Origin of the sequence: Cyclobacterium roseum (assembly GCF_010119225.1) — a bacterium.
Taxonomy (GTDB): domain Bacteria; phylum Bacteroidota; class Bacteroidia; order Cytophagales; family Cyclobacteriaceae; genus Cyclobacterium; species Cyclobacterium roseum.
Genome location: NZ_WNKF01000003.1, coordinates 187,839 through 210,977, shown reverse-complemented (window position 1 = coordinate 210,977; position 23,139 = coordinate 187,839). Strand labels below are relative to the sequence as shown.

At 43.4% G+C, this 23,139-nt stretch carries 23 protein-coding genes; 13 read left to right on the top strand and 10 right to left on the bottom strand.

The annotated features are described in order from the left end of the window. Positions 1–57 precede the first annotated feature (57 nt). From GJQ68_RS05925 to GJQ68_RS05895, 7 genes are all read left to right on the top strand, one after another. Positions 58–441 carry a TraR/DksA family transcriptional regulator gene (locus GJQ68_RS05925; RefSeq protein ID WP_162416387.1) on the top strand — a complete coding sequence of 128 codons (384 nt, stop codon included), beginning with the start codon at positions 58–60 and terminating at the stop codon, positions 439–441. Position 442: 1 nt separating this feature from the next. Continuing rightward, the gene (gene scpB, locus GJQ68_RS05920) at positions 443–1,003 is read left to right on the top strand and encodes an SMC-Scp complex subunit ScpB (protein ID WP_162416386.1); all 561 of its coding nucleotides are present in this window, start codon (positions 443–445) and stop codon (positions 1,001–1,003) included. 132 nt (positions 1,004–1,135) lie between these two features. Continuing rightward, complete coding sequence (locus GJQ68_RS05915) at positions 1,136–2,194, top strand: pseudouridine synthase (protein WP_162416385.1); 1,059 nt, start codon at positions 1,136–1,138, stop codon at positions 2,192–2,194. 59 nt (positions 2,195–2,253) lie between these two features. Next, positions 2,254–2,535, top strand: a complete 282-nt coding sequence (locus GJQ68_RS05910) for a DUF427 domain-containing protein (protein WP_162416384.1) — start codon at positions 2,254–2,256, stop codon at positions 2,533–2,535. 5 nt (positions 2,536–2,540) lie between these two features. Beyond that, positions 2,541–3,932 (top strand): mercuric reductase, encoded by a 1,392-nt coding sequence (locus tag GJQ68_RS05905; protein ID WP_162416383.1) that lies wholly within the window; start codon positions 2,541–2,543, stop codon positions 3,930–3,932. A gap of 95 nt (positions 3,933–4,027) precedes the next feature. Next, positions 4,028–6,457, top strand: a complete 2,430-nt coding sequence (locus GJQ68_RS05900; RefSeq protein ID WP_162416382.1) for a carboxylesterase family protein — start codon at positions 4,028–4,030, stop codon at positions 6,455–6,457. A gap of 21 nt (positions 6,458–6,478) precedes the next feature. Then, positions 6,479–7,741 (top strand): 6-bladed beta-propeller, encoded by a 1,263-nt coding sequence (locus GJQ68_RS05895; protein ID WP_162416381.1) that lies wholly within the window; start codon positions 6,479–6,481, stop codon positions 7,739–7,741. Positions 7,742–7,889: 148 nt separating this feature from the next. On the opposite strand, the gene GJQ68_RS05890 is transcribed toward GJQ68_RS05895, so the two are convergent. Further along, complete coding sequence (locus GJQ68_RS05890; RefSeq protein WP_162416380.1) at positions 7,890–9,083, bottom strand: DUF4221 family protein; 1,194 nt, start codon at positions 9,081–9,083, stop codon at positions 7,890–7,892. A gap of 232 nt (positions 9,084–9,315) precedes the next feature. Between GJQ68_RS05890 and GJQ68_RS05885 the strand changes: the two genes are divergently transcribed. Then, positions 9,316–10,485, top strand: coding sequence for a 6-bladed beta-propeller (locus GJQ68_RS05885; protein WP_162416379.1), 1,170 nt, complete (start codon positions 9,316–9,318; stop codon positions 10,483–10,485). 690 nt (positions 10,486–11,175) lie between these two features. Here GJQ68_RS05885 and GJQ68_RS05880 read toward each other — a convergent pair. Continuing rightward, on the bottom strand, positions 11,176–12,327 hold the full coding sequence (locus GJQ68_RS05880) for a DUF4221 family protein (protein WP_162416378.1): 1,152 nt from the start codon (positions 12,325–12,327) through the stop codon (positions 11,176–11,178). A gap of 87 nt (positions 12,328–12,414) precedes the next feature. Here GJQ68_RS05880 and parS point away from each other — a divergent pair, with 87 nt between their 5' ends. The 5 genes from parS to GJQ68_RS05860 all read left to right on the top strand — a co-directional run bounded on the left by parS (position 12,415) and on the right by GJQ68_RS05860 (position 14,294). Further along, positions 12,415–12,828 carry a type II RES/Xre toxin-antitoxin system antitoxin gene (parS, locus tag GJQ68_RS05875; protein WP_162416377.1) on the top strand — a complete coding sequence of 138 codons (414 nt, stop codon included), beginning with the start codon at positions 12,415–12,417 and terminating at the stop codon, positions 12,826–12,828. Beyond that, positions 12,825–12,950 carry a hypothetical protein gene (locus GJQ68_RS23515; RefSeq protein ID WP_262888099.1) on the top strand — a complete coding sequence of 42 codons (126 nt, stop codon included), beginning with the start codon at positions 12,825–12,827 and terminating at the stop codon, positions 12,948–12,950. Before parS ends, GJQ68_RS23515 begins: the two co-directional genes overlap by 4 nt. Positions 12,951–12,971: 21 nt before the next feature. Continuing rightward, positions 12,972–13,451, top strand: coding sequence for an RES family NAD+ phosphorylase (locus tag GJQ68_RS05870; protein WP_162416376.1), 480 nt, complete (start codon positions 12,972–12,974; stop codon positions 13,449–13,451). A 185-nt stretch (positions 13,452–13,636) separates the two neighbouring features. Then, entirely contained in the window at positions 13,637–13,846 is a 210-nt protein-coding gene (locus tag GJQ68_RS05865) for a hypothetical protein (RefSeq protein ID WP_162416375.1), read from the top strand. After that, a complete protein-coding gene (locus tag GJQ68_RS05860) occupies positions 13,818–14,294 on the top strand; it encodes a nucleotidyltransferase (RefSeq protein WP_162416374.1) in 477 nt (158 codons plus the stop codon). Before GJQ68_RS05865 ends, GJQ68_RS05860 begins: the two co-directional genes overlap by 29 nt. 24 nt (positions 14,295–14,318) lie before the next feature. On the opposite strand, the gene GJQ68_RS05855 is transcribed toward GJQ68_RS05860, so the two are convergent. The 8 genes from GJQ68_RS05855 to GJQ68_RS05820 form a co-directional block, all read right to left on the bottom strand. After that, positions 14,319–15,491, bottom strand: coding sequence for an ATP-binding protein (locus GJQ68_RS05855; RefSeq protein WP_162416373.1), 1,173 nt, complete (start codon positions 15,489–15,491; stop codon positions 14,319–14,321). Between the two features lie 1,009 nt (positions 15,492–16,500). Then, a complete protein-coding gene (locus GJQ68_RS05850; protein ID WP_162416372.1) occupies positions 16,501–17,103 on the bottom strand; it encodes a DUF6134 family protein in 603 nt (200 codons plus the stop codon). Between the two features lie 243 nt (positions 17,104–17,346). Next, positions 17,347–17,742, bottom strand: coding sequence for a type II toxin-antitoxin system VapC family toxin (gene vapC / locus GJQ68_RS05845; protein WP_162416371.1), 396 nt, complete (start codon positions 17,740–17,742; stop codon positions 17,347–17,349). A 3-nt stretch (positions 17,743–17,745) separates the two neighbouring features. Continuing rightward, positions 17,746–17,937 (bottom strand): type II toxin-antitoxin system VapB family antitoxin, encoded by a 192-nt coding sequence (locus tag GJQ68_RS05840; RefSeq protein WP_154856274.1) that lies wholly within the window; start codon positions 17,935–17,937, stop codon positions 17,746–17,748. A gap of 61 nt (positions 17,938–17,998) precedes the next feature. Next, positions 17,999–19,144 (bottom strand): DUF4221 family protein, encoded by a 1,146-nt coding sequence (locus GJQ68_RS05835; RefSeq protein ID WP_162416370.1) that lies wholly within the window; start codon positions 19,142–19,144, stop codon positions 17,999–18,001. 75 nt (positions 19,145–19,219) lie between these two features. After that, on the bottom strand, positions 19,220–19,819 hold the full coding sequence (locus tag GJQ68_RS05830; protein ID WP_162416369.1) for a helix-turn-helix domain-containing protein: 600 nt from the start codon (positions 19,817–19,819) through the stop codon (positions 19,220–19,222). A 160-nt stretch (positions 19,820–19,979) separates the two neighbouring features. After that, positions 19,980–21,134: a DUF4221 family protein gene (locus GJQ68_RS05825; RefSeq protein WP_162416368.1), complete on the bottom strand. Its 1,155-nt coding sequence runs from the start codon at positions 21,132–21,134 to the stop codon at positions 19,980–19,982. 789 nt (positions 21,135–21,923) lie between these two features. Further along, positions 21,924–23,078, bottom strand: coding sequence for a DUF4221 family protein (locus GJQ68_RS05820; protein ID WP_162416367.1), 1,155 nt, complete (start codon positions 23,076–23,078; stop codon positions 21,924–21,926). Positions 23,079–23,139: the final 61 nt, after the last annotated feature.

The following is a 23,139-nucleotide window of genomic DNA, read 5'->3' as shown; positions in this document are numbered from 1 at the left end:
TTTTTGATTTTGGAATAGTCACTGTATTTTAGGGAAATTTTTAAACAGAACCGTAGTATGAGCCAGGAAGAAAAAACCAGTTATTCCAAGGAGGAGCTTCAGGAATTTGAAGTTCTTATTAATGACAAGCTTGCCGTAGCCAAAGAGGAGCTTTTGCAACTTAAAAGGTCACTTAGCAAACAAAATGATAGTGGGACGGACAATACCGCATCTACTTCCAAAATTCTGGAAGATGGAGCCGATACGCTGGAAAGGGAAAACCTTAGCCAGCTGGCTGCCCGTCAGCAAAAGTTCATTATTAACCTGGAGAATGCCCTTCGGAGAATTAAAAACGGCACCTATGGGGTATGTGTCGACACCGGAAAGTTAATCAGTAAGGAGCGGTTACGGGCGGTGCCCCACACCATGCACAGCATTGAAGCCAAATTAGCGAAAAAATAAGTTGGATTTTCTGCATCGACATATTGAAGCCCTGGTATTCTGTTCTACCGATCCCCTGGGTTTGGAAGAGATTCAAAAATGCCTGTCAGAAATGTTTGAATCAGAAATCCCGGTCGAACATTTGGAAGAGGCCATTTCTGCCTTGGAGCAGAAGTACCAGGACGAAGCGCATGCATTCAGCCTGGAAAAATTAGCAGGTGGCTACCAATTTTTAACCAAGCCTGCGTATCAAACCAGCATTGCCATTCTGCAAAAACACCAATCCCAGAAAAGGCTTTCCACTGCCCAGCTTGAAACCCTTTCTATCATCGCCTACAAACAGCCGGTCACCAAATCGGAAATCGAGCAAATTCGAGGCGTAAACTGTGATTATTCCGTTCAGAAGCTCCTTGAAAAGTCATTGGTGGCAATCAAAGGAAAATCCGATGGCATTGGCAGGCCGCTTCTATATGGTACCAGCACCCGTTTTATGGAATATTTCGGCATCAATGACCTGAATGAACTGCCACAACCCAAAGATTTCAAAACCGAGGAAAATGAAATCGGTGATCAAAAAGAATGAATTTTCATGGATAATAGTAACATCCCGAAAAAAAGCGTAATTTTGCAGCCGCTTTGACCGGGACAAGTCGTTAAAAGTCAGGGATTACTAATTACAACTAGCATAAAATACAGCAGAGATGCTGCAACGATCATGAAAAAATTCAATTCTTCCGGTGGAGATCCCTCCAGGAAATTCGACAAAAATAAGCGCAATTCGGATAACAAGTCGCGCCCATCCGGAAACAAACCCCTGAAAACCGAAAAAAATGAACTCCCGGAAAAAAGGGAATATAAAGGCAGGGGGAAAAACGAGCGGCCCGTTTACGGAACCGTGGAAGAAAAAGACCAGAAAAAAAAATCGTTCCGAAAGCCCTATTCTCCCATTAAAAGGGCAAGTAAACCCGGAAAGGGAAAAACCGAAAACCAACCGGAATACAATTTAAAAGCCATTCAGAAGACCCTTCCGCCAGAGGAGGCCGAAATCAGATTGAATAAGTTCATCGCCAATTCAGGTATTTGCTCCAGAAGGGAAGCGGATAGCCTGATCGAAAAGGGGGAAATTACCGTTAACGGAAAATTTGTAACTGAGCTGGGCTTCAAAGTATCCCGCAAGGATAAAGTGACGTATAAGGGGAAGTCCGTCCGGCCAGAGAAACCGGTTTATTTGCTACTTAATAAACCGAAAGATTTTATCACGACTACAGACGATCCTCTCGAGCGGAAAACGGTCATGCACCTGGTAGAAGGTGCCTGCGAGGAACGCCTGTTTCCAGTAGGTAGGCTCGACCGAAATACCACCGGATTGTTGTTTTTTACCAACGATGGAGAGCTTTCCGCCAAACTCACCCATCCTGCTTACGAAATCAAAAAAATCTATCAGGTAACGTTGGACAAACCCATTGCCAAAAACGATGTGGATGCCATACGGGAAGGGGTAACGCTGGAAGACGGTCTTGCCGAGGTGGACGATTTACAGGTTCTTTCGCTGGACAAAACCATTTTGGGACTGGAAATCCATTCCGGAAAAAACCGGATTGTGCGCCGAATATTCGCTCATTTTGGATATGAAGTGACTGCCCTGGATCGGGTGGCCTTTGCCGGACTGAGCAAAAAAGACATCCCACGGGGAAAATATCGGTTCCTTAATGAAAAAGAGGTAATCAACCTAAAATACCTGAATAAAGGCAAAAACAAAAAGCGGCTTAAATAAGCTGCTTTTTGTTTTTAACAGGGATTTGGCTAACTTATTTCGAAAAGATGCCAAACCCTATGAAAGCCATTTGGAAAGATAAGATCCTTGCCCAGTCTGAAGAGACATTAATAATAGAAAACAACCACTATTTCCCGCCTGAATCCTTAGAAAGGGAATTTTTTGAAATTTCAGACACCACTTCGGAATGCCCCTGGAAAGGTAAGGCCAGTTATTATCACATTCGAGTTGGAGAAGACAGCAACCGGGATGCCGCCTGGTTTTATCCCCAACCCAAGGAGGCTGCAAAAGAAATTAAGAATCACGTTGCCTTCTGGAAAGGTGTCAAGGTAGAAGAATAATCCTTATGAAAAAATTCGATGCCATCATCATTGGGGCCGGTCAATCAGGCATGCCCCTGGCCAAAAAAATTGGCGCGAAGGGGCTGTCATTAGCACTTATAGAAAAACGAGCCATCGGCGGCACCTGCATCAACGACGGTTGCTCTCCCACCAAAACCATGGCCGCTTCGGCCCGCGTAGCCCATCTGGTCAGTAGGGCAGGAGATTTTGGGGTGGACGTTGGAGCCTATACCGTAAATCAGAAAAACGTCAAAAAACGAAAGGACTATATTGTCGACCTGTTTCGGGGCGGCGCATCCAAAGGGTTGGAAAAATCCGAACAGATCACCATCATTATGGGAAAAGCTGTCTTTCAAACAAATCGAAGTGTTCGTGTAGAACGGGAGGGAAAATCAGACCTGGAACTGGAGGCCGATAAAATTTTTATCAACACGGGATCGGCTCCCCGAATTCCCGAAATCAAGGGACTGGCAGAATGCCCCTTTCTCGACAGCACGAGCATTATGGAGCTGGAAGAAACGCCCGAACACCTAATCGTGTTGGGAGGCGGGTATATCGGGTTGGAATTTGGCCAGATGTTCCGCCGTTTTGGAAGCAAGGTCACCATTATGGACATGGCTTCCCGGCTCGTTCCTAAGGAGGATACAGACGTTTGCGAAGAGATATCCAGTATTTTCAAAGAAGAACTGATCGATACCAAAGTAAATATTGAAGCCAAAAAAGTCAGCTTTTCCAATAGGGAAATCACAGTGGCCTATGAAGATAAAGAGGGGAAAGGCAGCGTCAGTGGTTCCCACCTACTGGTAGCGACCGGCCGAACCCCAAGCAGTGCAGCGCTGGGGCTGGAAACCGTTGGGGTGACCCTGAGTGATCGCGGCCATATAGTCGTGGACGAGAACTTTGAAACCTCCGTGCCGGGTGTCTATGCGCTGGGAGATGTGGCCGGAAGCCCGCCCTTTACCCATATGGCCTACCACGATGCCTACCTGGCATTTAAAAGGATCTATGAAGGAAATACCGACCTGTCAAAAAAAGATCGCCTGGTGCCCTACTGTGTCTTTATCGACCCCCAACTGGCGCGAATCGGACTAAATGAGGAGCAGGCAAAAGCAAAAGGCATCTCTTACCAAACCGGTAAGTTTTGGATGAAACATGCCGGAAGGGCGCTAGAAACGGATGAAACAAAAGGCTTTTTTAAGGTACTGGTAGACCCTGAAACCCGGCAAATTCTGGGAGCCACCATCCTGAGTCTGGATGGGGGTGAAATCATGGCCGTACTTCAGATGGCCATGGTAGGTAAGGTTCCTTTTGATCAGATTCAACACCTGCCCATTGCCCACCCAACGCTGGCCGAAAGCCTGAATAATTTAATGGGACAAGTCAAAAGTACCGATTGATAGTTCAGGCCGAATGCCAATGGTAAGAAAACCTACCTTTGAAAAGTACCTTTAAATCCTTTATTCTAATTAAAGTAAACCACTCCGTTTCTTCTATGAAATTGTCTTTTTTTCTGTTGTCTTTAATAGTGCTTCAAGGAATTGCTCCTGGCCAGGCGCAATCCATTCACACCTTTAACGAGGGACTCTATGTTGAAAATGTCCATCGCTATGGGCGGGAGGTCCGTTTTACAGATCCACTAGCCCATGCACTGGCGGTTGGAACTTTCGCCTCTCCGGAGGAAGGACAACCCTATATCCTGGAAGAGGATGAAGTTTGGAAAGCCCTATCGGCAAATGAGGAAGGAAAATTTACGGGCCGAATCCGCAGCGGGTACCTTTCCCTCAGCTACCATTCGCCCAAATCCCAAAAGGCCCTGTTGAAAATCAGTGGAAACAGCATGGTCTACGTAAATGGCGTACCCCGAGCTGGCGATATTTATGGAGACGGTTGGCTGTACCTTCCCGTTTCCCTTAAGAAAGGCGAAAATGAGATTTTGGCGAGGTTTAACGGACTTTGGTCCGGGATCAGTGCCGAATTGCAGTTGGATCCGAAACCCGTTACCCTGCAGGTTGCCGATGCCACCCTGCCGGACAAAGTTCTGGGTAGCGGGCAAGACCAGATGACCGGCGCAGTGGTGGTCATCAACGCTACGGATCGACGCTTGCAAAATGCAAGGATGGAGACTAAACTTAACGGTCGAATTCAAATGGTTGATTTACCAGAAATCCCTCCCATGACTTTCCGAAAGGTACCCTTTGAGATGGATGCCAGTGCCATGACCGAAAAAGGGGAATACAACTGCTCGCTCCAACTCCTTGTCGGTAAAAGGGTCTCCGATACTCAGGAGATAACCCTGTCCGCACGGGATGAGACCGAAGAGCATTACCAGCAAACCTTTATCAGTCAGATTGACGGAAGCGTGCAATACTATGGTGTAGCCCCGCAAAAAGGCGGACCGGACGAAAATCCAGCACTTTTTCTCTCCGTTCACGGGGCCGGTGTGGAAGCCATTGGTCAGGCCCGAGCCTACTCTCTCAAGGACTGGGGCGTATTGGTGGCCCCAACCAACAGAAGACCCAGAGGCTTCAACTGGGAAGATTGGGGGAGAATCGATGCGCTGGAGGTGTTGGAAATCGCCAAAGAAAAATACCGGCCGGATCCCGAACGCATTTACCTGACGGGCCATTCCATGGGAGGACATGGCACCTGGTACCTGGGTGCTACCTATCCGGGCAAGTGGGCCGCTATTGCCCCTTGTGCTGGCTATCCCACCTTGATGGGCTATGGTTCGGCGGATGGTAGAATTCCGGAAAACGCATCCACAGACGCCGAAAAAACCCTGCTTCGGGCCAGTAATCCAAGTGATGTCATCCAACTGGCGCATAACTACCAGGCCTCGGGAGTATACATCCACCATGGAGATGCCGACCGGGTGGTTCCGGTAACTTATGCCCGGCAAATGCGTGGCATACTGGCGGCGTTTCATCCGGATTTCAGTTATTACGAATACCCGGGAGGTAGCCATTGGTTTGGCAGCGAAAGCGTGGACTGGGCACCCCTCTTTGACTACTTTCGCTGGCACCAAATTCCAGCAGATTCCGCGGTAAACACCATCGACTTTACCACGGCCAACCCGGCCATATCTGCTTCCTACAAATGGGCGCATATCCTGCAGCAAACGGTACCCCTGGAATACAGCCGGGTCAAACTTGAGCGAAAACCGGATCAAATGGCCATCAGCGGGACCACCGAAAATGTTTCCATTCTGGGCCTGGATGTCAGCAATTACCCACTGGATTCGATTATCACCCTGGAACTGGATGAAGCACAGTTGGAATGGAAAAAAAATAGCGATACCCTCTTGTACCTTCACCGAAGCCAGGAAACCTGGGAATTCGGTCAGGCACCCGAGCCTTATGATAAAGGTATTTATCGGAATGGTACGTTTAAAGAGCCATTTAATCACCGAATGATCCTGGTGTATGGCACATCCGGAAGCAGGGAGGAAAAGGAATGGGCCTACAACAAAGCCCGCTTGGATGCAGAAACCTGGTATTACCGGGGCAATGGAGCTGTAGACATTATCGCAGATCGGGAATTTGATCTGGAAGTTCATGGGGATCGGGGGGTTATTTTGTATGGAAATGCCGATACCAACCGGGCCTGGGACTTGCTCCTGGCGCATAGCCCGATTCAGGTAAACCGGGAGGAAATCCGGGTAGGGGATACCGTTTATTCGGGAGAGGATTTGGGAGCGTATTTTATGGTGCCGCGAAAAGACCATCCCCAGCGATCGGTGGCAATCATCAGTGGAACAGGAAATGCCGGTCGACAGACGTTGTTTGCCAACCAGTATTTTGCCGGGGGAAGTGGCTTTCCGGATTACGTGATCATCCGGGCAGATCTGCCGGTGGTAGGTTTGGAATCAATTTTAGCCAGTGGCTATTACCAAAACGACTGGAGCTTAACGAAGGCAAAATAATACCTTTCCAATAGAAATAAAATGTCGGATCCATTTCCTGTCTATCGATATACGCAAAGGACAAAATGCCCCTCGCTGACAGCAGCCTTGTGTTTGAAATATTGTGGACTTATAATTGGCGTAATATTTTTCATCTTAATTGGAGGCTGTAAGCAAGAACCCACATCTGTTCCGGGCCTGGAAAGGATATCCGTGGATCTCTCGCAGGCGCGTACCGGAAAATTATCGGAGTTTTTCGAACCCCATATTGAATACATTTGGCTGGAGGATGATTCGGAAGAGGCGCAGTTGACTGCGGGATTGCAAAAGGTCCTTTTTTATCAAGATAGGATTTACACCCTGGATATTTTCGGGTGCAAGTGTATCCATATTTTCAATAAGTCAGGTAAGTACATGTCAAAAATCGATGCCTATGGAGAAGGGCCGGGCGAATACCTGGACTTTGACGCCGCGGAGGTTGTAGACGGAGAACTAGTCCTGCTCGGGGTATATCCACGTAAGATCATGTGGCTTAGTCTGGAGGGTAAATTTCTACGAGAGTTGTCGTTTCGTGACCGAATAGGACCAGGCGTTTTTTCAGAATTTGACGATCGCTATTACCTGTACAATTACACACGAGAACCGGGGGACTATTTTGTCAGAAGCTTCGACAAATCCCTTCAGGATACGGTAACCTATCTCCCCTATGATCCGGCAAAACTTTACGGAGAGGTTTCCGGAAGAAGCTATCTTCAAAAAAGCAGCGAATATCTTTATTACGGAATGACCTATTCGGATACAGTTTATCAAGTTGACAATGGAAATTTTATTCCAAAGCTCGTATTGGACTTTGGGAAATATGCACAGGATCTGGATGAGATGAAGCGCCTAGACGATCCAAGGGAACGACTGGACTTTATCAGTAACAGAGCCAAGCTATATTTTAAAGGCCAGTACCTTATTTCTGAGAAACAGCTATATACCATACTTATTTATGAAAAAAAGGGAATCAACGTATTCTTTGATCGGGAACAACAGCAAACCCATGTAATAAAGGACAGGATAATTGATGATATTGACGGGGCATACGATCCCTATTACCTGATCTATAGTTTCGAATCGGGAAAAGTCGGCCTAAAAGTTCCCGGCAGGGATTTATATAAAACACTAATGGAGAAAAAAGAAAACATGAGCCAGTCTGACTATAAAAAGTGGATTACTACCAATGGTAGAAAATTTTCGGAAATAGCTACTGCAGCACGGGAGTCAGAAAACCCGGTACTGATTGTGTACAGGTTAAAGTAGCACATCAGAAAGTAGGGGTTTCAACGCAATCGTAGACCACCGAAACGGACTTGTTTTTAGGAGCCTGTGCTATTGGTTTTTGCGTTTTTACAATGGTCGTTTTCGAAGTGAGGTTCAAAAAAGTTCTTCCTATTTAAGAGAATGAGGGTTACTGCGGTGCTATTCCGTCAGCGGGCAACGGTTCTATCCCCAGTTCCAGTGACAACCTGGCGAAACCCATCTCGTCTTCTACATTTACAAACATCCAAAGCTTGCCGTCTTTTACGAAATGCTTTTGAGGTGGCATGCTGAGGTCCTGTATTTTGGACTCTGCCAGCATGTCCAGCTTTTCATCAAAAATAGTCAGGAATACCTCCGCATTGGCAGCCGTCGGCCATTCAAAGCTCTCCGTATCTTGTTCTTCGAAAACCTCCTTGTGTGAAAACCGATAATATACCCTGTTATTTTCATCCCAGACTGGAGGGGAAAAACTGATTTCTTCCCTTACCTGAACGATGGCTTCGATAAAGGCTTGCTGGGTGTCAAATTCGGTGGCAGGTACTTCTGTTTTTGCATTCTCGGTAAGCTGGCTTTGATAGGATCTTACCAGCAAGCTATCCTCTTCAGGAAGGTATTGGTAAATTTCATTGGTCAGGTTACTTCCCAACAATATTTTACCTCCCTCCCAGACCATAAAGGTTTGAGGACCGGACACCATATAGCTTTTACCATCTGTATACTGCAACTCAAATTGCTTTAGCCTGTCATAGTGGGGTAGTGAGATTCGTTTAGTCCAACCTTCCTTTAGGTCAACCCGCATGAGTTCGGTGGATTTCTCTTCGATGTCTCTTACATAACCTAGGTATTGGTCGTTCTCCTCAGGAAGATGCATGGAAACCCGAAAAGGCTGCTCCTCACCGATTTTGTCGGCACCCGTGCCTATTCCCTGAAATTTCAGTTCCTGTAGCTTTTGGCCATTCAAGTCAAAAATCGCAGGACTTGGAAAACTGATGATCATCAGGTGATCATTGTCCAGGAGGAAAAACGAACGAAAAAAATCGCCGGTACCGTTTGGCCCCTCTTTTTCAAAGGGATATTTTTGGACCAATCTCAATTCATCCAGATCAATTTTTTCAAGGGCATGATCATGATGGTTGAAGTTGTAGAGAAACCGATGATCCGGTGAAAGGTCTGATTGATACAACCGTCCGGACACAAACAACAATTCCTCGCCCGGGTCTATGAGCACCGTGTCCAGGGAATAATCCAACGAAGTCCTGCCACCGATATTCTCCAGCCGTTCTTCGCTGGAACAGCCCAGCTGAACTGCGAGAAGTAAAATAATGGAAATAATATTTTTCATGCCTATTAAATTTTAAACTATAAAGTTAAAATTTAAATACTAAAAACCTATTATTCAGGAATAAAAATCAGGAGCTATTTTTTTAAAAAACGAATATTTTAATTAAATTACTTTGCATCATTCATTTTAAGACCCTAAAATGTCGGATTCATTACCTACCCTTCGAAACGTGAAATTGAAAATACGGCCATTGCTTTTGGTGGGAGTTTGTCTAAGATATCGTCTCGCTTTTATGGTTGGATTATTATTCATTCTGCTTGGAGGCTGTAATCAAGAACCCACATCTGTCCCGGGCCTGGAAAGGATATCCGTGGATCTTTCGCAGGCGCGTACCGGAAAATTATCAGAGTTTTTCGAACCCAGTATGGATTATATCTGGCTGGAGGATGATTCGGAGGAGGCCCAACTCAATACCGGATTACAAAAAGTCCTTTTTCATCAAGATAGGATTTACACCCTGGATATTTTTGGGTGCAAGTGTATCCATATTTTCAATAAATCAGGTAAGTACATGTCAAAAATCGACGCCTATGGAGAAGGGCCGGGCCAATACCTTGACCTTGATGATCTCGCAGTTGTAGAGGAGGAACTGGTCCTCCTCGGAGTATACCCACGTAAGATCATGTGGTTTAGTCTGGAGGGTGAATTTCTTCGTGAGTTGTCGTTTAGAGAAAAGCTAGGTCCAGGTGTTTTTTCGGAATATGACCAACGCTATTACCTGTACACTCCCACCCGAGAACCGGATGGGTATTTTGTCAAAAGTTTCGACAAATTACTAAAGGATGAGCTGAACTATTTCCCTTACGATCCAGAAAGGTTTTATTTTGAAGATTCCGGACGAGATTATTTTAAGAAAAGTCAGGACCACCTCTACTATGGAATGACCTTCTGGGACACGATCTATCAGGTTGAGGACGGACATTTTATTCCCAAACTTGCGTTTGACTTTGGAAAATACGGTCAAAATCCAGATGAATTAAAGAATATGGATGATATAATGCAAAGGCTAGACTTCATAAATAATCGAACAAAAATGTATTTTCATAGTCGGTACTTTCTAACAGAAAAACAACTTTACACCGTCTTGACCTACGAAAATAAGGGCTATAGTTTATTTTTCGACCGTGAAAACCAGAAATCTCATGTAATCGAGGGCAGGTTGCTTAACGATATAGATGGCGGCTACGATCCCGAGGGATTCGCTTACAATTTTACACCTAGAAAGATCGGACTAAATGTTCCGGGCAAAACCCTTTATAAAGAACTATTGGAGAAGAAAGAAGCCATGGGTAGGGCTGAATTCGAAACCTGGGCCAAAAACCAGGGGCGAAATTTCACTACCACCGTACTTGCTGCCAAGGATTCGGAAAACCCGGTATTGATTGTGTACAGGTTAAAGTAGAACGGTGCAGAAGCGGAATCGTCGGGATCAACTAATAGGGTTACACTTTTACTTCACTTAACGTATACATGATTACAGGTCTATTTTTGGTGAATAGGGCATTTTCAAGTTGATTGAATCATTGAATTCCTTGCTTTCTTTTCAAAATATCCTCGACTCCGAAGCCTGAAGGGCTTCAACAACAATAACCCCGGGCGAAACCCGGGGGCTGCCAGAATCCATCCTTCACCCAACCCCGGAGCGGGTTGAACAAGGGCCTGCCTAGCGCCTATCCTATGGATATACAGCCTCCCCTGCTCTTCTCGGATCTAAGGGAAGCCGTCGGCACGAGAACAATTGATCCCGGAAAGACGTACACGTTAGATTCAACCCCTACCGGGGTTGGTGATAATCGGTAGTCCATCAGCCGTGGGCTGCACCCACGGTTATTGTTGTTCAGGCCCTTCAGGCCTGGCATAAATTAGACAATCAGTCGGAGTTTTTTGGAGGCGGAAACAATTTTACATGGTTCCAGTCAAATCATTTTACTGGATATTTCAAGGTATGTCCGAACCAGTAACTAGCGAATCGAATCATAGATCTTCTTCCCTCTTCATCAAACTCTTCCTCGACTCCGAAGCCAGAATGACCTTAGCCAGAAAAGTCCGGAGATTGCGGGTGCCTATCACACCATCCAGCCATCGACCTGCATCACAACGCTATACCAAGCCGCAAAAAACCCAGTTCATCTTCCATATTCTCAAAAATCCAGATGGCACCGTCCTTGACAAAATAAGTCCGGGGAATAGTTGTTAATTGGGGTACGATGGACTCGGTTATCATCTCCAGGTTTTTGTCAAACACTGTCAGGTAAACCCGAACGTTTGTAGCAGACAGGGAAAACCAACCATCCTTTTCAACCGTTTCGATGTCTGCCTGATAGGAAAACCGGTAATATCGAGCATTGACTTGGTCCCAAATTAACCGCTCAAAATTAATCTCTGCCATTCCGGTTGCCCTTATTCGCTCCATCGCCTCATCACTATCTACCTGCCTGGGATAGTAAGGCGTTTTTTGGTTGGGCGTTAATCGACTTTCATAAGTCTTCAAAATCAAACTATCGCTATCGGGAAGGTATACGTACAATTCATTGAATACACTATTGCTGATTACGATGCTTTCTCCTTCCGTTTGAAGCATAATCTGAGATACTAAAAAACCACTAACCTGCCCCCCACTGAATTGTGTCACATGGTATTCTTCCAGCTTATCAAACGCCGGAAGTGCCAACTCGGTAACTGTACCATCGGGCACATCCACTTTTATCAATTGCCTGGACTTGGCCGTCCAGTCTGTTACAAAGCCGAAATACCGGTTTTCAGAACCGGGAATTACCGAGTTAATGCGAAAACGATTCCCTCCATCCAAAATACCTGACTGGTCCAGTACCTCCTGTATAGTTACTTCACTCAATTTCTCTCCTTTGAAATTAAAAATCGCCGCATGCTTCAGGGACCCCGCCACTAAAATGCTATCTACCCCCAACAGGAAAAAAGGATTAAAAGAGCCAGTACCCTGAGGTCCTTCCTTTTCAAATGGTATTTTCTCAACAAACTTTAATTCATCCAGGTCAATTTTTTCCAAGGCATGGTCCGTAGGATTGTAATTATATAGAAATCTTCCGTCTGCTGACAATTCAGCGTAGCCCAAACTAGCCCTTAGGTATAGGATTTCGTCTCCCGGATCCACCAAAACGGTATCCAAAGAAAAAGACAGTTGCCGTTGTTGCTCGAGATTTCTTTTTTCAGGACTTCCGCAGCCTACGATTAAAAGTAGAATGATAAAAAAACCGAATTTGCTCATGGTCAATGGTTAAGCGCTGAATTTAGGAACATTTTCTCGTTTTTATAGAATTTTTTCTTAACTTTCTACTTCTGATAAACCGTTTTTATGAAAAGTGAGGTAATTAAAAGATCGCGTTTAGATCCCATCAGTAGTTTTGAATTGGTAGTCCAGGCACAAAAAGGAGTCGACGCTGAAATGGCCTTCGAGATATCAGCATCACTGTTAATGCCGGAGGAAGACCTTTCTCTTATCCTGCACTTGTCAACAAAGACCTTGAAAAATTACCAAAAGGCCGAAAAAACCCTCAACCCAATAGCCAGTGAACAGGTGTTGAAGTTAAATGAACTCCGTAAAAAAGGGGAACAGGTTTTTGGCTCAGTTGAAGCTTTCAATAACTGGCTAAAAAAGCCAGCAATAGGATTGGATGAGGCAATACCCTATCATTTTTTAAAGACCAGTGGAGGAATAGATTTGGTGATGGAAGAATTGGATACGATTGCTTACGGAGATTTTTCATGAAATCGAGCACGAAGCAAGCGGTACATGGAGGAATGATTATCATTCGCGAGATTCCCCGTCCGACTGGCCTCCTCCGGGCGGGCATCCCGACCTTTGGTGCGGGACAAGTTATGGCCGCTTAAAGACAACTATTAACATATGAAATGCAGGTATTCCGTATTTGTTTGGAAAAATATGCCCATGACCTCATTGCTTCAGGTAAGCCCAATAGATGGAATGTTTCGGGAAATTTTGTGATTTACACCTCATCCACCAGGGCATTGGCCTGTCTTGAAAATGTGGTGCACAGAAGCAGTGAGGGGCTTAACAATCTTTTTAGGGTAATGGAAATCCAGATTGATGATGAAATCGGCATCACAAAAATCCCACTTGATTCCTTGCCGGAGAATTGGTACAAAAAAGCATCCTATTCCTTGTGCCAGAAAATAGGCAGTGATTGGTATAGAGAAGGAAAAACACCTGTTTTGGAGGTGCCGTCATCCAATATACCCAAGGAAAAAGTTTACATTATCAATACCCGTCATACAGATTTTTTAAACAAGAAAATTCGATTGATGTCTACAGAGGAATTTGTTTTTAGTCCCAGGATCAAATCAGAAAATCCGGATATATTGGATTTATGATCCCGCTGTTCGGCATTTGCAATGCCGAACCCAGATAAACAGGGTTTGCAACCCTGCTGTCGAATCTAATCGTAATTAAAGGCCCTATTGAAGCGACCTATCCATCAAAGTAATCCTAAGAAAATTTTGAATCAAGTATATTTGTGTTTTTGGCCTTATATTTACGACAATTAAAGAATGTCATTATGGAACTTAAGTTTCAGTCCAAAGAAGAAAGCAACCGGGAGCAGCGGGAATCATTTCTAAGGCTAGCACCGAAAGACCGATTTTACGCCTTCCTGGACCTTTGCGAAAACCTAAAGAGATTCCCCGTCAATTCAACCAACAAAGCCCCTTCGGACAATTTCATAATTGAAATCAAAACCCATGACAAAAATCTGGAAGGAAAACATTGATGCCTTTTTAAAAGAAGCATCAAAAGAAGGGGTAAAAATGCTTTTGGTTGGAGGCGGGGCGGTTAATTTCCACGGCTACCAAAGACACTCCGCAGATGTGGATTTCTGGATAGATACGTCTGAAGAAAATTTCTCGAAGCTACTCCAAGTATTTCGACGGATGGGGTATGAGATCGATAGCTTTCCTGAAAAAGTTAAAAATAAGGAACAAAATATATCTGTAAAATTATCACCTGCTGATTTAAACTTAGAATTGATTACAAATTTTCAAATTGGAAAAAGCTTTGATGAGGCCTTTTCCGAAAGTGAAAAGGTTGAAATTAGCAAATTTGGAGTACTTAAATGGAATGTCCTCAACTTATATGACTTGCTGGAAAGCAAAAGGCGAGCAGCGAGACCTAAAGATTTGTTGGATATCTTAGAATTGAAATCAATTCATAAGTTATAATAAATTTAATTTTAATGGGAGTTTTTAGTTTTTCTCTGCTCCACTATTTTTTTTAAGAACTTCACAAAATTCCTTCAAAGAATAATTTCTCACACCCTCTTTCAGCGGATAACCTTCTTCAACTCGTGAAATTACGGCCCCTTTAGCGGCCTTCGTATCCTCCATGCTTATCAGAAATCCCCTACTGATTTTAGGTGAAAGGGTATTTTTGATCTCAATGGCCCATTCCACTTTTCCGGATTTAACCAGTAATAGATCACACTCCGCTCCCTGATGGGTTCTGTAAAAATAGTATTGGTAATCCGGTCCTAGCACGTTGATTACCTGCTCAATGACAAAGGTCTCCCAGGAAGCGCCTATCAGCAACTGATTGATCAATTCATCATAGGTCTTTACACCTGCCAACGTATGCAACAGTCCTGTGTCCCGGATATATACCTTGGGGGACTTTACCAGGCGTTTTTTGACATTGCGGTGGTAGGGCTGTAGGATCCGGACCATAAATGACCCTTCCAGGAATTTCAGGTAACGGGTTACTGTAGGCCGGGTAATCCCCAGTGCTCTGGCAAAATTATCTCCATTCCACAAACTCCCCTGCACATGTGCCAACATCATCCAAAACCGTTCAACCAGCTTTGGATCCGTATTCAGCCCCAATAGGCCGAGGTCTCTTTCGATATAGGTTTTGATGAAATTTTCCCGCCACAAATTACTTATCCGCTCAGTGGATGCCAGGAATGACAGCGGATAACCACCCCGCATCCAAAGACGCTCCATTTCCTCAATTAATATTTCTTTCAGCGTAAAAGGAGTGAGCTCGATATATCCTATCCTCCCCGCCAAGGAATCAGCACTACTCCGAATAAGGTCGGGTGATGCTGACCCCAAGAGGACAAACCTTCCCGGCCTTCTGTCTTCATCAATGGAACTGCGAAGTTCCGCGAAGAGCTCAGGCATTAGTTGAATTTCATCGAGAATAACGGTATTACCTTGATGATTCGTTAGAAACAATTCCACATCATTCAGTTTCGCCCTATCGCTCGCTTTCTCAAGATCCAGGTAAATTTTATTTTTTCCCCATGAAAGATTCTTGACCAAGGTAGTTTTTCCAACCTGTCGTGGACCCACAATCCCTACTGCAGGGAATATTTCCATATATTCTTCAAACAGTGCCTGTATATACCTTTGCTTAACCATGGATTGAAACAGATTCCATGTAAATATAGGTGAAAAAGTAAATCTTCAAAACTAATTTACCATGAAAACCGAAATTATAACTTTCGATTTTCATGGTAAATTTATACTTCACAAATCGAAATGATAGTGTTAGGTACGAAAATAGTTGATCTTCTAAAGGCAGTTACGCTAGATTCAACCCCTACCGGGGTTGGAAACAATCCGCAGTCCCAAAACCGTGGGTTGCACCCACGGTTATTGTTGTTCAGGCCCTTCAGGCCTGGCATAAATTAGAAAATCAGTCGGAGTTATTTTAGAGGTGGAAACAATTTTACCTGCTTCCAGTCCAATCTTCTTACTGGAAATTTCAAGTTATTTCCGAACCAGTAACTAGCGAATCGAATCATCGGCCTTCTTCCCTCATTATCAAACTCTCCCTCCATGCCGAAGCCTGAAGGGCTTCAACTACAATAACCCCGGTCGAAACCCGGGGACTGCAAGAATTCAACTAAACAGCGTTTGCAACCCGCTGTTCGGCATTTGCAATGCCGAACCCAGATAAACAGGGTTTGCAACCCTGCTGTCGAATCTAATCGTAATTAAAGGCACTATTGAACCGAACTATCCATCAAAGTAATCCTAAGAGAAATTTTGAATCAAGACAAAAAAACTCTTCCTCCCGCCATCCTGCTGCGCCCCTCGGTTTTTTGTCGGCCTAACGCTCTTTTCATACATCAATAATATTCCCTTTTGATTTTTAGTCTCTTAAATACAAATGAGACTACAGTAAAAAAACATCCAACATAAATACCCAAGCGGTAAAAATAATGGTATAGGCATAGAACTACTATAAGCTCCTTCGAACAGATGTCACAGCTACCAAGATTGGATTTTTTGAAATACATCCTTGAATCACCTATAATACCCCTTATATGGTTACCAGTTACTTGAATCGTATAGGTGCCTACTTAATGTCCGGTTAAAAAAGTTCATTCTCAGGATGGTGGTGAAATCGGAAAATCAGCAACCATCATTCCTTCCGCTGTATCACGTAATTCTTAATGGGACTGTGCATGCTGACCTCCTGCAATTTGCCATTCTCGTATTGGTAGTTGTTTTCGTTGCCTTCCACATAGGTATCGTAGGCCCCGTTTCCTTTAGCGGTAATGCTGGCAAATTGGCCGTGGTTTTCGGTAATCATTCTTTTCTTGCCTTTGGGTTCCTCAAAAAACAAGCGCACCGCACTGTAGTCTATTTTTTCACTGACCTGATCATTGAATTCATACTTATAGGAATTGGCCCGGATCTCATAGACCCCATCTTCCAGCCAAATCCTGGACAGAAAATCTCCCCGGTTGGTCTTTTTTTCTACGGATGATTCGATAAACTGCCCCTGATGGTATTTTACTTTGGTGGTATAATCCAGGTTGATCCGCCCAAAAAACCAGAAGCTCACCTCACTTCTCAGCAAAAAATACGTGGTATCGGCTTTGGTTTCTTTGGTGGCTACCATGTCACCAATGTTGATGCCCAGAATGGAAATCTCATATTCATGCCTTTCCTGGGCTTGGAGCAGCATGGGTGAACAGAGTAAAATCAAAACAACAGCACATGTAAGCGTATTTTTTAACATTAATTTATCAATTTGAAGGCTAATCTTACTTGTAGCAAACTTCAGTCCGATTTAAAACAGAAGAGACATAAATATAAACTTACCAAAAAAACCTCAAAGGTTGATGATTGCGGATTTGGGATTGGAAGGTAGTGCATGTACATGTAAGATTGATCCACCAACCTGGTCCACAAAACACTAATTAGACATAGACACTTACCCTTTCGAAATAATGGTGAGATTACCGTAAAACCGGTAGTAATTCTACGTAAAAAGTTTGATTGGAAAATGCCTTGAGATATGGTCAAAGTCTCTATCTGCATGATAGAAAGCAACATCAAATGCCAATGCGTAGGATGCAATTAGGCAGTCCATGCTTTTGCGGACGGTGACACCCTTTTTTCTTAAGTTAAAGTATAATTTAGCAGCATTTATGGCCATCATTTTAGGGTCAGCTTCTAAAAATCGGATGCTCATCAATTGTTCTGAGAGCATTTCAAATGTTTCAAGATCTCTTACTCCTTGTAGAATTTCCTGAAGTATCGGAGGGCAAATACAAACCTCATTGCTGAGAATATGTTTCCGGACTATCCGAACCAGTTTTTCATCCTCTCCCCTGAAAAATTCTATCCAGATGCTGGTATCAATCAAAAGAACCATTTTTTAATCCGTTCTCATTCGTTCCAAATTTTCCACCCAATCAATTTTACCGGCCATACCTGCCAGTTCCTCCCGCTTCAATTTTTGAAGAAAGTCTTTTAGTGCTGCATGAACGATTTCTCTTTTGGTTTTCAAGGAGGTTTTGTTCAGGATTTCATCCATCAACTTATCATCGATCTCTATATTGGTTCTCATCCTATTTTAATTATACACCAATATAATAAGTTTTTTACACATTCCTATCCTTTTCCTGAAATCATAAATCAATCGACATGCGCACAAATCCCATCTCATCCTCCAGGTTGACGAAGACCCAAAGCATCCCATCCTTGATAAAATGCCGTAAAGGTTTCTCGGTTAAAAAGGGAAGCTCGGCCTCCTGGATCAGGTTCAACTCCTCATCGTACAAAGCCAGGTAAACATTGGCTCCGGCAGGTTGGGGAAAAAGTCCTTCCGTTATTTCGCTTTCATAATAATTCTCGTAAAATAACCGCCAATACCGCTTGTTCTGCCCATCGTAAACAGGCAATAAATAATGAGGTCCTTCCATGAATTGCTGAAAGTACCTGGAAAACTCACCTGCAGAAGCAAAATCACGCCCTTTTGCCATATTTTCCGACTCCATCCACTCACTATTGGAGGAAACCACCTTGATGGTATCGGCTTTCGGATCGTAAAGGTAAAATTCACTTCCGGTCTCCGCCCCAAACAAGACGCCACTGTCTACTATTTCCAGGTACGTTTCTACTTCGTGATAGGCATAGTTCTCCCCATCATTTAAGGAAGCGGTATAAGTTCCTAACTTATCTAATAAGGGTAAGGAATAGCGGTGGATTTGATGTTGGTCCAGATCCAACCTGACAAACGAAGCCAGTTCGTTTCGAAAAGCTTTTGCAAGACCATAAGCTTCCCCCTCACCGGAAGGATCCACCTGAACCCCTATAAGGGATTCCTTGTCGCTAAGAACATCCCCGGAAAACTCCTTCGGATCCAGCTTCCAGGAACGGTCAAGTATAGCACTTTGGTCAAAAACCTTTGCCCCATTCCAGGTGCTGAAGAAAATAGCTTCTCTCTCCCAGCCCCAGAGGGAATGGATACCCCTTAGTCCGTCGGGACCTTCCTTTTCAAAGGGAATTTTCCGGTCCAGAACCAGGCAATCCAGGTCGATTTTTTCGAGTTGGTGTTGCTCCAGGTCAAAATTGTAAAGGTATCTGCGATCCACACTCAGTCCGGAAACGTCAAGCCCTCGTTTCAAAAAAAGCAATTCATCCCCTGGATCAATTTGGACCGTATCCACATGAATTCTAAATTCCTGTATCTCTTTTTCCGATGGGGAGCCACAAGACGACAGCATATAGCCAAAAAATAATACAGGCATCAAAAGAATTAATTGATTTTTCATTTAAAATACTTTAGTCTTTTGCATAATTGGAAATTGAGGATTCTTGGAGGTTGTTTGAGTTGATTAAATATGCAGCTATTTAATTATGTTTAATTTAGGAAAGTATTTCACCTTCTTCTCATTTTCAATTTTAACCGTATTAATTACAATTAAAACGAAATTGTATAAATATAAAAATCCCAGTACAGCAAATTTAACTAATGGGTTTCCCAGTACGGCTGGAGATATATCCCCAGCTTGACTAAGTCGATAATACATACTACCGATGAAATAGATGTAAGTTAATATCACTATAATGGTCCAGGATATCTGAAAATTCAGAATTTCCTTACTTAGGTGATTTACATCTTTTATTTTTCCCTTTTTGGATATCCATAATATTAATGGAATTAATATTCCTAAAAGCGGAAATAGAATAAACCCTAGCGAAGAAAGATTTAAAGCTATAAGAAAACCTTTGTTTTCAGATATTGTCCAATCAATTATTTCATCCGGACTTGTATCCAAAGCATTAGCCAATCGTCTAAGTGTATCTCCACGTGGTTCTGTTTCTCCATTTTCAATTCGCTGGATGGTTCGGATGCCTAATCCTGAGTTTTCTGCTAATAGTTCTTGAGAAAGTCCCCTGCGATTACGTAATTCCTTTACCCTTTTTGCCAGAATTAAATTTTTCATCTTTTCTATACTTTTAATTATCGAGCAAAAGTATACTTTTCCAATTCACGTGATTACGCCCCTATAGCGTCATATTTACGCCATTTGTGTTTTAATGCGTCAAAGCGATGCCATTTATGGCCATCTTGGTTTTATGATTTAAGATTGGATAGATCCGAAATCATAATTGAAAATTCAAGCGCACAAACCCCATCTCATCCTCCATATTCTCAAAAATCCAGATTTTACCGTCTTTAACAAAGTGATAGGCTGGTTTCTTCGTCAACATAGGTACGCGGGATTCGGCGATTTGATTCAAATCTTTGTCAAAAACAGTCAGGTATACCTTCGCACCTGTAGGTGATGGGACCATGCGGTTTTCGGGCGTTTCGGCAGTATCGGAAAATTCAGCCATACTGGAAAAACGGTAATACAAATCGTTTTTTTCATCCCAATGGATGGCTTGAAAGCCAATTTCCTCGTGAATTTTCCTGTAAATCCCCTCCATTTCTTTCCGGTCACTGACCTTACCGGGATGATTGCCTTTTTTTTCATTGGCCGTCAGTTCGCTTTCAAAAGCCCTCTGGTCTAAGGCCTCTGTGAGCGGATCATACACATAAAGATCGCTGGACACCTCTGCACCTAAAATCACCTTCCCGCCTTCGCATTTAACGTATTCTGAAGTCCCCATAACATACCCCATTTGACCATCATTGAATTCGATCTTAAAAGCACTGGTTTTTTCAAAAAGCGGTACATCAATCCTTTTTACATGATCTTTGGCCAAATCAAAAACCGCCAGGGCGGTGGATTTTTTCTCCCAATTCGAAACCAAACCGAAAAACACCTGGGGCTGTCCCGGTTGGATAACAGGCATAAAAAGATGTTCCCCATCTGCTATCCGTTCAGCCTCCGCTCCCACTTTCTTAAAGTCAAACTGCCGCTTTTTATTCCCTTCCCAGTCCAGGAAATTGTCTTGGTTATAGCTTCTGAACAAAATGGAATTTTCATCCACTAACAAAAAGCCCATAACATACTGCCCCACGCCGTTTGGCCCCTCCTTGGAAAAGTTGATTTTGTCTTCAAACTTGAGTTCATCCAGATTGATTTTTTCAATGGAAAAATCGGCAGGATTAAAATTGTACAAGTGCTTTCTATCCGGGCTCAATTGGGCTTGATTCAAACCAGAATTTAAGAATAGGATTTCCTGACCCGGATCTATCATGACCGTATCCAGGCTAAAATCCAGGCGTACCTCACCGGTTTTTTCTCGATGATCAACGCTCCCACAGCCAATAAGTAAACTTGCGAAGAAAAGAATAACGAAAAGCCTCATGTGTTTATGATTTGATTTAGACTAAAAAATTAAGAATTTTCCGGGCAAATTAAAATAAATAGGTGTTAAAAAAAGGGTAAATAATCCACACATTTAATTTTGGCCTCTAAATATCCCATATTTTGTAACATGTTACCCTGTATATCTTACATTTTTTGTATTTATTTACCCTGTAAATATGACATGTTATCTAATGAACCTACCCTATTTCCTGGGTGGTAAACTGCCGGAATACCTAGACTGGTTTGTGGCTAACTACCCCAAAAACAAACGTTAAACCAAATTGGTCAGCGATTTAGGATTAAAAATAAAACACGGCAAGGAATAATTTTACCACTAGAAGATATATCTCAAATACGCCCAGAATTACAATAAAAATCACTTATATGTCCTTCTATGCCTTATAGGGTTACTCCTTTTTTTGAACCATACAAGTAATATAAGGGATTATAAGGGTGAAGTTTCCCGAATTACTTTACTCAATAAATATACATGCCTTCCGTCGGGATATGGGAAAGATCGCAAATCGCAAGTAAACCCTGAATTAAAAAATAAACCCCTTATATGTCCTTCTATGCCTTATATGGTTCTCCTTTTTTTAAACCATATAAGTAATATAAGGGATTATAAGGGTATGGGGTCATTGTAGTGTTTTCTTCTGACAACCGATCGTTAACTATTGTTTAAAGAATAAAGTGAAAAAGTGTCCTGATCTAAAAAATCCCTTATATGTCCTTCTATGCCTTATATGGTTAGCATTTGTTCAAACGACCTACAAACAATCCGAAATCACAAATCAAAACTCAACCTTACAAAACCCATTTCATCCTCCAAATTCTCAAAGATCCAAATCTTACCATCTTTGGCGAAGTGGTAGGCCGGTGGCTGGTCCAATTCAGGAACGGCAGTCTCTCTCAGCAAATTAAAATCGGCATCGTAGATCGTGAGGTACACGCTAGCGCCCGAAGGTTTGGGAAAAAGACCATCCGAAGGACTGGTGTTTGCAACGCCGTATTCCTGCTTGTGGGAAAACCGGAAATAAACCCTTCTACTTTCATCCCAAATGGGCTTATTATAGGAAATTTCCTCCGTCGCTTTCTTATATAGTTCTTGGAATAAGCCCCTATCGTTTATTTTTTCCGGAAAGACGGTCTCCTTTTCCCGGGGAATCCAACCGTTTTCGAAGGTCTTTTTATAAAATTCCTCTTGTCCCGGTTCACGTATATAAAGGTCTGAACTTCCGTTTAGGGCCAGCAAAACCTTATCATTTACCACTTCCAGGTATTCTCCGCCACTGATAAATAAAGCCGTGGACCCATCGTCAAAGTCCGTCTGGTACTGCATGGACTTCTCCAGCAAGTGGTTCCTTACTTTCCGATACGTTTGTTCTTCCGTATCCCAGAACATTAGCTGCGGTTCCCGCTCTCCCGGAATGATGTACACGCCAGCATAGGCCGACCTGGTCTCCGGCAATCGCAACGGGAACAGCACGTTTCCTTCTTCCGTTTCCGAGGCGAAGGCAGGGACTGTTTCCGGGCCTACATCGGCCAGTTTTTTGCCGCTGCTGTCAAACAGGGCATGATTGCCGTAACCGGACATCAAAAACCGATCCCCATCTACCAGCCTTATTCCCATGGAATATCCCCCAATGCCATCCGGCCCTTCTTTTTCAAACGGAAGCAAGGCTTCCAGTGCCAAGGTAGTTAAATCGATTTTTTCGATGGTATAGGCCTGGCGATTCAGGTTGTACAGGTAGCGATTGTCCTCCGTGAGGACTGCGGAACGCAAACCGGTATTCAGAAACAGGATTTCTCCCCTGGCATCAATCTGAACCGTGTCCAATGTAACATTCAAATCCGGCGCTCGACCGTTCTCACCGGAGGAATTGTCGGATCCGCAAGCTGCCAAAAACAGAAAAACCAAGGAGAACAACAATTGCTTCATGAGCCGTAAGATGATTGAAATAGAAAAAATACGAAAAAAATGGCGGGCTTAAAAATTCCTC

Bases quoted from the DNA above. Each gene is read 5' to 3' on its own strand.
- GJQ68_RS05925 (WP_162416387.1), top strand. From the start codon at position 58: ATGAGCCAGGAAGAAAAAACCAGTTATTCCAAGGAGGAGCTTCAGGAA.
- GJQ68_RS05915 (WP_162416385.1), top strand. From the start codon at position 1,136: ATGAAAAAATTCAATTCTTCCGGTGGAGATCCCTCCAGGAAATTCGAC.
- GJQ68_RS05910 (WP_162416384.1), top strand. From the start codon at position 2,254: ATGAAAGCCATTTGGAAAGATAAGATCCTTGCCCAGTCTGAAGAGACA.
- GJQ68_RS05905 (WP_162416383.1), top strand. From the start codon at position 2,541: ATGAAAAAATTCGATGCCATCATCATTGGGGCCGGTCAATCAGGCATG.
- GJQ68_RS05900 (WP_162416382.1), top strand. From the start codon at position 4,028: ATGAAATTGTCTTTTTTTCTGTTGTCTTTAATAGTGCTTCAAGGAATT.
- GJQ68_RS05895 (WP_162416381.1), top strand. From the start codon at position 6,479: ATGTCGGATCCATTTCCTGTCTATCGATATACGCAAAGGACAAAATGC.
- GJQ68_RS05890 (WP_162416380.1), bottom strand. From the start codon at position 9,083: ATGAAAAATATTATTTCCATTATTTTACTTCTCGCAGTTCAGCTGGGC.
- GJQ68_RS05885 (WP_162416379.1), top strand. From the start codon at position 9,316: ATGGTTGGATTATTATTCATTCTGCTTGGAGGCTGTAATCAAGAACCC.
- GJQ68_RS05880 (WP_162416378.1), bottom strand. From the start codon at position 12,327: ATGAGCAAATTCGGTTTTTTTATCATTCTACTTTTAATCGTAGGCTGC.
- parS (WP_162416377.1), top strand. From the start codon at position 12,415: ATGAAAAGTGAGGTAATTAAAAGATCGCGTTTAGATCCCATCAGTAGT.
- GJQ68_RS23515 (WP_262888099.1), top strand. From the start codon at position 12,825: ATGAAATCGAGCACGAAGCAAGCGGTACATGGAGGAATGATTATCATT.
- GJQ68_RS05870 (WP_162416376.1), top strand. From the start codon at position 12,972: ATGCAGGTATTCCGTATTTGTTTGGAAAAATATGCCCATGACCTCATT.
- GJQ68_RS05865 (WP_162416375.1), top strand. From the start codon at position 13,637: ATGGAACTTAAGTTTCAGTCCAAAGAAGAAAGCAACCGGGAGCAGCGG.
- GJQ68_RS05860 (WP_162416374.1), top strand. From the start codon at position 13,818: ATGACAAAAATCTGGAAGGAAAACATTGATGCCTTTTTAAAAGAAGCA.
- GJQ68_RS05855 (WP_162416373.1), bottom strand. From the start codon at position 15,491: ATGGTTAAGCAAAGGTATATACAGGCACTGTTTGAAGAATATATGGAA.
- GJQ68_RS05850 (WP_162416372.1), bottom strand. From the start codon at position 17,103: ATGTTAAAAAATACGCTTACATGTGCTGTTGTTTTGATTTTACTCTGT.
- vapC (WP_162416371.1), bottom strand. From the start codon at position 17,742: ATGGTTCTTTTGATTGATACCAGCATCTGGATAGAATTTTTCAGGGGA.
- GJQ68_RS05840 (WP_154856274.1), bottom strand. From the start codon at position 17,937: ATGAGAACCAATATAGAGATCGATGATAAGTTGATGGATGAAATCCTG.
- GJQ68_RS05835 (WP_162416370.1), bottom strand. From the start codon at position 19,144: ATGAAAAATCAATTAATTCTTTTGATGCCTGTATTATTTTTTGGCTAT.
- GJQ68_RS05830 (WP_162416369.1), bottom strand. From the start codon at position 19,819: ATGAAAAATTTAATTCTGGCAAAAAGGGTAAAGGAATTACGTAATCGC.
- GJQ68_RS05825 (WP_162416368.1), bottom strand. From the start codon at position 21,134: ATGAGGCTTTTCGTTATTCTTTTCTTCGCAAGTTTACTTATTGGCTGT.
- GJQ68_RS05820 (WP_162416367.1), bottom strand. From the start codon at position 23,078: ATGAAGCAATTGTTGTTCTCCTTGGTTTTTCTGTTTTTGGCAGCTTGC.